The sequence below is a fragment of the Polaromonas sp. P1_G2 genome, assembly GCF_056405515.1.
This window is the reverse complement of record NZ_JBFUBY010000184.1, coordinates 1-8,602: the sequence shown is the minus strand read 5'-3', so window position 1 is coordinate 8,602 and position 8,602 is coordinate 1. Positions and strand designations below refer to the sequence as shown.

Annotated in this window: 8 protein-coding genes and 1 pseudogene; 4 read left to right on the top strand and 5 right to left on the bottom strand. The window is 65.0% G+C overall.

Annotation, left to right across the window (positions count from 1 at the left end; all coding sequences use genetic code 11):
* Positions 1-171: 171 nt before the first annotated feature.
* Positions 172-426 (bottom strand): acyl-CoA-binding protein, encoded by a 255-nt coding sequence (locus AC1D0P_RS17595; RefSeq protein ID WP_477677927.1) that lies wholly within the window; start codon positions 424-426, stop codon positions 172-174.
* A gap of 145 nt (positions 427-571) precedes the next feature.
* Here AC1D0P_RS17595 and AC1D0P_RS17590 point away from each other — a divergent pair, with 145 nt between their 5' ends.
* A complete protein-coding gene (locus AC1D0P_RS17590) occupies positions 572-2,110 on the top strand; it encodes a wax ester/triacylglycerol synthase family O-acyltransferase (RefSeq protein ID WP_477677926.1) in 1,539 nt (512 codons plus the stop codon).
* Here AC1D0P_RS17590 and AC1D0P_RS17585 read toward each other — a convergent pair.
* Complete coding sequence (locus tag AC1D0P_RS17585; RefSeq protein WP_436156772.1) at positions 2,107-2,874, bottom strand: type III pantothenate kinase; 768 nt, start codon at positions 2,872-2,874, stop codon at positions 2,107-2,109. The genes AC1D0P_RS17590 and AC1D0P_RS17585 overlap by 4 nt on opposite strands.
* Positions 2,875-2,957: 83 nt before the next feature.
* On the bottom strand, positions 2,958-3,626 hold the full coding sequence (locus AC1D0P_RS17580; RefSeq protein ID WP_477677925.1) for a helix-turn-helix transcriptional regulator: 669 nt from the start codon (positions 3,624-3,626) through the stop codon (positions 2,958-2,960).
* 90 nt (positions 3,627-3,716) lie between these two features.
* Between AC1D0P_RS17580 and AC1D0P_RS17575 the strand changes: the two genes are divergently transcribed.
* Positions 3,717-5,018, top strand: coding sequence for a sensor histidine kinase (locus AC1D0P_RS17575; protein WP_477677924.1), 1,302 nt, complete (start codon positions 3,717-3,719; stop codon positions 5,016-5,018).
* A 58-nt stretch (positions 5,019-5,076) separates the two neighbouring features.
* Positions 5,077-6,063: a response regulator gene (locus tag AC1D0P_RS17570; RefSeq protein WP_477677923.1), complete on the top strand. Its 987-nt coding sequence runs from the start codon at positions 5,077-5,079 to the stop codon at positions 6,061-6,063.
* Between the two features lie 33 nt (positions 6,064-6,096).
* On the opposite strand, the gene cqsA is transcribed toward AC1D0P_RS17570, so the two are convergent.
* Positions 6,097-7,350, bottom strand: coding sequence for an alpha-hydroxyketone-type quorum-sensing autoinducer synthase (cqsA, locus tag AC1D0P_RS17565; protein WP_477677922.1), 1,254 nt, complete (start codon positions 7,348-7,350; stop codon positions 6,097-6,099).
* 225 nt (positions 7,351-7,575) lie between these two features.
* Positions 7,576-8,019 (bottom strand): rhodanese-like domain-containing protein, encoded by a 444-nt coding sequence (locus AC1D0P_RS17560; RefSeq protein ID WP_477677921.1) that lies wholly within the window; start codon positions 8,017-8,019, stop codon positions 7,576-7,578.
* Between the two features lie 221 nt (positions 8,020-8,240).
* On the opposite strand from AC1D0P_RS17560, the pseudogene AC1D0P_RS17555 reads away from it, so the two are divergent.
* Positions 8,241-8,602 (top strand): annotated as a pseudogene (locus AC1D0P_RS17555) (PPK2 family polyphosphate kinase); the annotation flags it as partial.

The window sequence follows — 8,602 nt, the reverse complement described above, 5'->3', positions numbered from 1 at the left end:
GCCCGTAGCGCAGCGAAGGGACGCAGCAACCAGGGTCGCCTTTTCTTTTGCTTACTTTTCTTTTGGCGAAGCAAAAGAAAAGTGAGTAGCCGCCGGGCTACCCCCGGCCAGCAACCCTCAGCAGAGCGCGCAAAGGCCGGAGCAAGACCGGCCAATCCGTGCCTGAAAGGCTCAGCTCAAATCAGCAATCAGATCAATGTACTGCTGCATCGCATCCTCCTGCGAAGTACCCTTAAGACCATTCCACGCATCCCACTTGGCACGCGCAACCATGTCGCCAAAGCCGGGCTTTTTCTCTCCGTTGTCGCCAACGCTACCCTGCTTGTAGAGCGCGTAGATCTTCAGCAAGGTTGCGTTGTCAGGACGCTCGCTGAGGTTTTTCGAATCGGCCATGGCTTTGTCGAAGGCTGCTTTCAGGTCTGACATAAGGGGATCTCCGTTTTTAGAAGTGGGTCACCAATGACGGTGCTTGGGGTAACTGCCCGGTATCTTAGCGAGGCGGTTACCCGCAAAATAGGGAAGTTACCCCATCCGGGGTGGATTCGCAGCAGTTTTGCATTTGGGAGTGCTCATGGTTACACGCGTTACCGCCCAGGCCGCCGGCCGGAAAGTGGCAAAAAACGTCCAGAAGAACGTCAAGCGGGCCGTCTCGGGAACCCTGGGCATTTCGGGTGAGCGCATGAGCAAGGTCGACACGGCCTGGCTGCGCATGGACAACGACGCCAACCTCATGATGATCGTGGGCGTGTGGCAACTGGCGCCGGGCGTCAAGCACGCGGCGGTCTGCGAACGCATTGAAAACAGCCTGCTCAAGTACGACCGCTTCAAGCAGCGCGTGATGGAAGACGCGGCCGGCGCCACCTGGGTGATGGACCGCAACTTCGACCTGGCCAAACACGTGGTGGCCGAGAAACTGCCCAAATCAGCCAACCAGGAGCAGGCCCTGCAGGACCGCGTGGCGGTACTCGCCACCCAGCGCCTGGACCCGAAACGCCCCCTGTGGCAAATCCATTTGATCGAGGACTACACCGGGCCCGACGGCGTCAAGGGCAGCGCCATGATCGTGCGCATCCACCACTGCATCGCCGACGGCATCGCGCTGATCTCGGTGACCATGTCGCTGGTCGACGGCGGCGCACCGCCGCCGGAGCGGCGCAAGAAGGCCGCGGCGGCCGCGGGCACGGAAGACTGGATCGCCGACACCCTGCTCAAGCCTTTCACCGACATCACCGTCAAGGCGCTGGGCGCGGTGGGCGAAGGCGCGGCGCGTTCGCTGGGCATGCTGGGGGACCCGAAAAAAGGCATGGAGCAAGGCATGAGCGGCTCCTTCGACATGGCCAAGGTGCTGATGCAGGTGCTCAAGGACGGCGCCGCGCTGGCCCTAATGCCCGACGATTCCAAAACCCGGCTCAAGGGCAAGCCCGGCGGCGCCAAGAAGGTGGCCTGGTGCCAGCCGATTCCGCTGGACGAGGTCAAGGCCGTGGGCAAGGCGCTCAACTGCTCGATCAACGACGTACTGCTCAGCTGCGTGGCCGGCGCCCTCGGCGAGTACCTGAAGACTTTCGGCGACGAGGTGGCGGGCCAGGAAATCCGCGCCATGGTGCCGGTGAACCTGCGGCCGCTCGACCAGGCGCACAAGCTGGGCAACCGCTTCGGCCTGGTGCCGCTGGTGCTGCCCATAGGCGTGGACAACCCGATCGAGCGTGTCTACGAAGTGCGCCGCCGCATGGCCGCGCTCAAGGGCAGCTACCAGCCGCTGCTGGCCTTCAGCCTGCTGGCGGTGGCGGGCCTGCTGATCAAGCCGGCGCAGGACGTGATGCTGAACCTCTTCGCCAAGAAGACCACGGCGGTCATGACCAATGTGCCGGGCCCGCGCGAAAAGCTCAAGTTCTGCGGTTCCACGCTGGAGCAAAGCATGTTCTGGGTGCCGCAGTCGGGTGACGTGGGCCTGGGCGTGTCCATCCTGAGCTACGGCGGCGGCGTGCAGTTCGGCGTGATCACCGACAGCACGCTGTGCCCGGAGCCGCAGCGCATCATTGACGAATTCGTGCCGGAATTCGCCAAACTTTCCATCGTGACACTGATGCTCCCCTGGGGTGACACCGCCTAAGGAGCGAAGCGGCGGGAAGCGATTTCCAGAAGACCGTCGAATATCAGGCTATCCACCAGCTCGAATTTCACCGACATGCTGGGGGCCATCTTCCAGCCCGCGCCGCCGGTCATGATGCATTCGGGCGTCTCGCCGCAATGGCGCGTGATGTTTTCCACCATGCGCTGCACCGCACCGGCAATCGCGAAGGTGCCGCCGCTGGTCAGCGCGTCGCTGGTGTTGGTGGGGAAATCGCGCACCTCGCCGGTGGGCACATGCAGGCCGGCCGTGCCGGACTCGAGCGCGCGCAGCATGATGCCGTGGCCCGGCAGGATGATGCCGCCCAGAAATTTCCCGGAAGCGTCTATGGCCTCGACGGTGACCGCGGTGCCGACCATGACGACCACGCAGGGCTTTTGCACGCCGCGCGCCAGCAGGCGATGCCGCGCGCCTATCATGGCGACCCAGCGGTCGGCGCCCAGGCGGGCCGGGTGGTCGTAGCCGTTGCTCACGCCCGCTTCCTGCGGGCTGGAGACGACCCAGCGCGGCGCCACGTCCCAGAGCTCCATCTGCTCGGCCACGCGCCGCTTGATGGCGTCGCCGGCGACGATGCAGCCCAGGATGCGCGTAGGCACGGGCAACGCATTCCACTCCTCTTCCGCGAGCTTGTCGATGTTTTCGAGGAACACCGCCCCCTGCGCCAGCAGCCTGGCACCCGCCGCGGGCGCCTCGTACTGGGCCCATTTCAGGCGGGTGTTACCCACATCAAGCGCTAGAAAGGTCATTTGGCGGATTATGAACAGGTTTGGCGCACGGCCCCGAGCGGCCGCCTAGGGGTTTCCAGTAGGGCTTTACGGAAAATACCGGCTCAAATCAAGCCAAACCAGCAGGCGCGCTGGATGGCGGCCAGCTTGTTGTCGACCCTGAGCTTGGTCATGGCATTGGAGAGGTGGAAGTTCACGGTGCGTTCGCTACAGGCCAGCTGCTCGCCGCTTTCACGCGCGGTCATGCCCTGGAAGGCCAGGCTCAGGCACTCAAGCTCGCGCGGGCTCAGCGGGCTGCGCGCTTCGGCCAGCGCCCGCTTGAGCAGCGGCCAGATGTTGAGCGCCGACCAGGCCAGCAGGGCCGCCTCGCTGCGGTCGTGCCACTGGCGCGGGCTGAAGAGGTAGCACTCGAAAGCGCGCCCCACGGTGACGGGGAAGGCGATGCGAACCACGCTCTGGTAGCCGTGGGCCAGCCAGAGCCGGCGCCAGCGGCCCAGGTTTTCGAAGGCCGATTTGGAAATATCCTGCCAGGCCACCAGGGGCGCGTCGGAGTCGCGCCAGGGCGCGCCGAAGTCGCGGCTTTCAGCCAGGGCTTCGGCCGCATCGAGCAGGCGAGGCGGGTGGATGGCCAGCACCAGCCGGTCCTCCTGGCCCGCAAAAGGGTCGGGGCCGAGCACCATAAGGGCCTCGACGGAGAATTCGCGCAGGGCGCTCAGCCAGTCGCTGATGACGCCGTCCAGGCTCACGCTGTCAAAGTTGGCAGGTAACAGCATTAGCTTGACGGAAAAAGAACCGGGACAATACAGTCACATGTCAAATGCATCATCGGTCAGGTTCCCTGTTGTGCTGGAGAGATTTCTAAAGTGAGGAGCGCCCGCTTTCATGCGTGGCTGGCACAGCGTCCCTTGCTCCAGTGGCTGCGGGAAGAACTGGTACTCGCCCCGCTGGAGCCCATTTTGCATCCATCGCCACGGCGTCTGTGGTGGCTGGGGCTTTCTTTTTTCTCGGGCAATGCCCTGTTCGCCTGGATCTGGTCGGCCTGGCTGCCCCAGCCCTACGAAAACCTGCCTCTGCGCGTGGGCGCCAGCCTGCTGGGCTACAGCCTGATGACGCGGCGCGTCAACCACGATCCGGGCAGCCGCCTGGCGCAAAGGGTCTTCGGCCTGGTGTTCTGGGTGGAGCTGCCGGTGCTGTTCAGCTGGATGTACCTGTGCAACAGCGGCAGCACGGTATGGCTGGCCACCATGGCGGCCATGGTGCTGATCTACTACCACGTGACCGACTGGCGCCTGGCCACGCTGGGCACCATCACGGGAGGCCTGCTGGCCTTCGGGGCCTTCATGGCCATCGGTCCCGCGGTTCCCTTGCTGCCGACGGAGCAGCGCGCCGTGCACGCGGTGGTGTTCGCGTTTGCCTGGTCGATCGCCCTGGTGCTCAACCTGTCCTCTGCCAACCTGCGGCGGGAGCAACTCTCCAGCACGCTGACCACCATCGGCATCATGGCGCATGAACTGCGCACGCCGCTGTCGACGGCGGCCCTGCTGGGCGACGCGATCCAGCTGGAGGTGCAGCGCCAGCCCGACAACCCGCGCGCGCAGCAACTGGATAAGCTCGCGCTGCGCCTGCACGCCCTGGTGCGCAACATGAACCACCAGATCGACACGCAGATCGCCAACGCCAAGCTGCTGCAGCTGCCGCGCTACACCGAACGGGTCCTGGCCAGCCAGGTGGTGCAGGAAGTGGTGGTGGGCTACCCCTACCAGTCGAGCCGCCAGCGCGACTGCGTCAAGGTCATCCTTCATGACGATTTCAGTTTCCGTTCCTCGGCCACCCAGTTTTCCCAGGTGCTGGACAACCTGATCAAGAACGCCCTGCATTCGCTGATGGCCGCCGACTCCAAATACCCGAGCGGCGCGCTGCGCATCGAGGTGCGCCAGGCGCAGGGGCGCGGCCGCATTATCGTCGCGGACGAGGGCATGGGCATAGACGCCGCCCTGCTGCCGCAGATTTTCAAGCCTTTTTTCTCCAGCAACCGCGGCACCGGCCACGGCCTGGGTTTGGCGTTTTGCCAGCAAGTGGTACAAAGTGCAGGCGGCAACATTCATGTGAAATCCGAGTTTGCCGTGGGCGCCGTTTTTACCATTGAGCTGCCCATCGCGCCTTGACGGCCTGTTTTTTGCAACTGTATGACTGCTTTTGACAACCTTCCATAAAACGACAAACATGTCCTTTGCACTCTACCGCCGGCCGGGAGGCGTGGTCTTTCTGGACGACGACCCGGACTATCTTGAAATGCTGGCTGAAGTCATGCCGCTGGACTGGTATGTACGCCTGTTCCTGCGCCCGGTGGCCTGCATAGAGCTGCTGCTGAAGGAGCCGGCCCGCTGGGAAGCCGACGCCTGGCGCCAGCAGGAGATCATCAACCGCTGGCGCGAAGGCTCGGCCCTGATCCCGCAAATCCTGCAGTACTGGCGCGAAGACGGCACGGCGCGCTTTGCGCTCACCCAGGTCTGCGTGGTGGACTACTCGATGCCGGCGATGAGCGGGCTGCGGGTGCTCAGCGAGCTGACGGGCTGGTCCGGCGCGCGCGTGCTGCTGACCGGGCGCGCCGACGAGCAGCTCGCCGTGTCGGCCTTCAACCGCGGGCTGATCGAGCAGTTCATTCCAAAGCAATCCCCCGAAATCCGGTTGCGCCTGACCGACGCCATCCAGGCGCTGCTGCRCCAACCCGACGGGCGGCACCAGCAGACCTGGCGCTCCACGCTGTCGCGCGAGCAGCACGCCCTGCTGTGCGAGCCCACGATCGCGCAGGAGCTTGAAAACCTCGCGCTGCGCCAGGGCTGGATAGAACATGTGGTCATAGGCGCGCCTTTCGGCGTGCTGGCGCTGGACCGCAAGGGCAGCGCCAGCTGGCTGCAGCTGGAGCCGGCGGGCAAGCTGCGCGAACTCGCGGAAATCGCCGAGTCCCAGGGCTGGGATGCGGCCACCGTGGCGGACGTGGCCGTGGGCAAAAAACTCATAGACCTGGAGCTGCAGCTGGCGCTGGGCGGCGGCCAGAAGCCCCAGCCGCGGCAGGCTTTCGCGATCTCCTCCGGCGAGGCCGTGCTCCACGCCGCGCTTTTCAGCATCGGCGAGCCCTTCAGCCCGGGCTTCATGACCAGCCACGAGCGTTTTATCGCCACCTCCGGCGAAAGACAGCTACAAGACTGACGCGGACCGCGCCGGGGCCGTGCGGCCATGGCGTCATGCCTCGGCCTGCCCGGCCCGGGCGCGCCGCGCGATCGGCCAATCCCAGGGCTTCACGATGGGCGCGATCTCCCGGGCCACCGCTTCCACGTGGTCCAGCTCGGAAGCCGTCAAGCCGGCGTTCAGCGTCATGCGCATCATGGCGCGCTTGGCGCTGGTCGCCGGCGCGCAGAACATCGACGAATACACGTTGCGTTCCTCCAGCCGGTCGCGCAGCACCATGGTGTCGCTTTCCGAGCCGACTTCCAGCGCGATGATCTGCTGGGTGCCCTGGTGGATGGGGTAGCCCAGCTCGCTCAGCGAGCCGCGCAGCCGGCGGGTGTTCGCATGCAGGCGCACGCGCGCGTCGTCGCTCTTGCGGATCACGTCCAGCGTGGCCGCCAGGCCGGCGATCTCGTGCGGCAACAGGCTGGAGCTGAAGATGTTGGGGAAGCTCGAACACAGGATGTAGTAGCGCATGTGGGCCGGCGCGGTGAAAAAACCGGCGCGGCCCGCGAAGGCCTTGGCCAGACTGGCGGTGATGAAGTGCACCCGGTCGGTCAGGCCCAGTTCGGCGCACAGGCCCGCGCCCTGCGGCCCGTGCGTGCCCAGCGAGTGGGACTCGTCGACCAGGATCATGCAGCCGTTCTGCTCGGCCACGTCCACGATCTCCACCAGCGGGGAAACGGCGCCGGTGGTGCTGTAGACCGAGTCCACCACCACGATGCCGGGGCCGTTGCGGGCGATCATGCGCGCCAGGTGGGCCGGGTCGTTGTGGCGGAAGGCGAAAGCCGGCGCGCGCGCCGCGTGGGCGCCCTCCCAGAGCGAGGCGTGGGCCAGGGTGTCCAGGTAGACCGGCGTCTGCGCGTCGGCAATCGCCTGCAGCAGGCCGACGTTGGCCGCGTAGCCCGACTGGCAGATAAAACCGTCGTCCTTGCCGACCCAGCCGGCCAGCGCCATCTCCAGCGTGTGCGTCGGGTGCTGGTTCAGGTGGAAGACGCCCGACTGGACGACAAACTCCTGTTCCTTGCGCAAGGCCTCGACCTGGGCATGCACGATCTGCGGATGCCCCGTCACGCTCAGGTAATCGTTGCCGTCCAGGCGTATGGCATTGGAGTCGGGTGTCCGCCCATGGAGCATGAATTTCCCGCCCCATTGCTGGTCCCAGCGCGGTTTGAAATCGCGCGCGATGCGTTCGCTCAGGCGGGAGCCGAGGGCGGGGTTGTTAGGCGCCTTGACGGCGGGTGACAGTTCGCGTTCGAGTACTTGCATGGGGGAGCTCCGTTGGAAAGAAGAACCCCATTGAAAGCGCTCAAACAAATTGATACGTGTTACCCCCTGTCAGAACTGACAGGGGGTACCTCCATACAACAAATCTCAGATGTCGTGGTGTGAACTATTCACTTCATTTTTATGAGCCCCGTACGCCATCCCCTTACAGGTTGAAGTTACGAAAGGTACAAATTTCCCCCGGTTTAGCGGGGTTTTTCTGGTGCTTCAGCCCTGCTTCCACGGCAGGCCCTGAAAACGCCAGCCGCCCTTGCGGCCGCGCTGCCCCTGTTCGTCGGCGTCGCCTTCAAAGCCTTCCAGGATGTTGTAGGCCTCAAGCCCCAGTTCCGCCGCGCGTTTGGCCGCCGCCACCGAACGCACGCCGCTGCGGCACAGCAGCACGGCTTTCTTGCCGGCAGGCACGGCCGCTTTCAGCCCCTCATCAAAACCCGCATTCACCGCCATGCCCGGCCACTGCTTCCATGCCAGGGGCACGGCGCCCGGCACATAACCCACCCATTCGCGTTCAGCGTCCGTGCGCACGTCCACCAGCACCGCCTCGCCTGACTGCATCCACTGCAGCGCCAGGCGCGCCGGTATGTCTCCGGCATAACCGGCGGCCGGCCGGACTTGAAGCGGGGAGGAAGTGTCCGCGGATGTGGGGCTTGTCATGGCGTTGCCTGTCCTGTCAATGTGAAGCGATGAAGTGGTGAAGTGAGCCGGCGGCGGATGAAACCGCCAAGCCAAGTTTATTCCCGGGCCGTCGCCCCCGGCAACAGCAGGGAGAAAAGCCAGGCGTCATAGCCATCACTCCGCAAAAGCCAAGCGCCATGCACAATCACAACGGACGGCGACGAGCCGTCCCAGCCATTCAGCCGGACACAGGAGACCCCATGCCCTCTACCCGCACAGACATTCCCCTTTTTCCCGACGCCTCGGCCGGCAAGGCGGACCTCAAGACCCTGGCTAGGCTGCTGTCCCGATGGCAGCCGCCGCAGACCGATGCCGACGGCCTGCCGCCGTCCGGCAAAAAAGCGAAGGCCTGGGCGCTGGCCGGCCTGGACCCGGCCGCCAAGCCTTTTTCCAGCGGCGACAAGCAGCAGGACAAAACCCTGGTCGACACGCTGGCGGCCGAACTCGACGAATTGCAGAACCTGTTTTATGCCGACAAGCGCTTCAAGTTGCTGGTCATCCTTCAGGGCACCGACACCGCCGGCAAGGACGGCACGCTGCGCGGTGTGTTCGGCCGCATCTC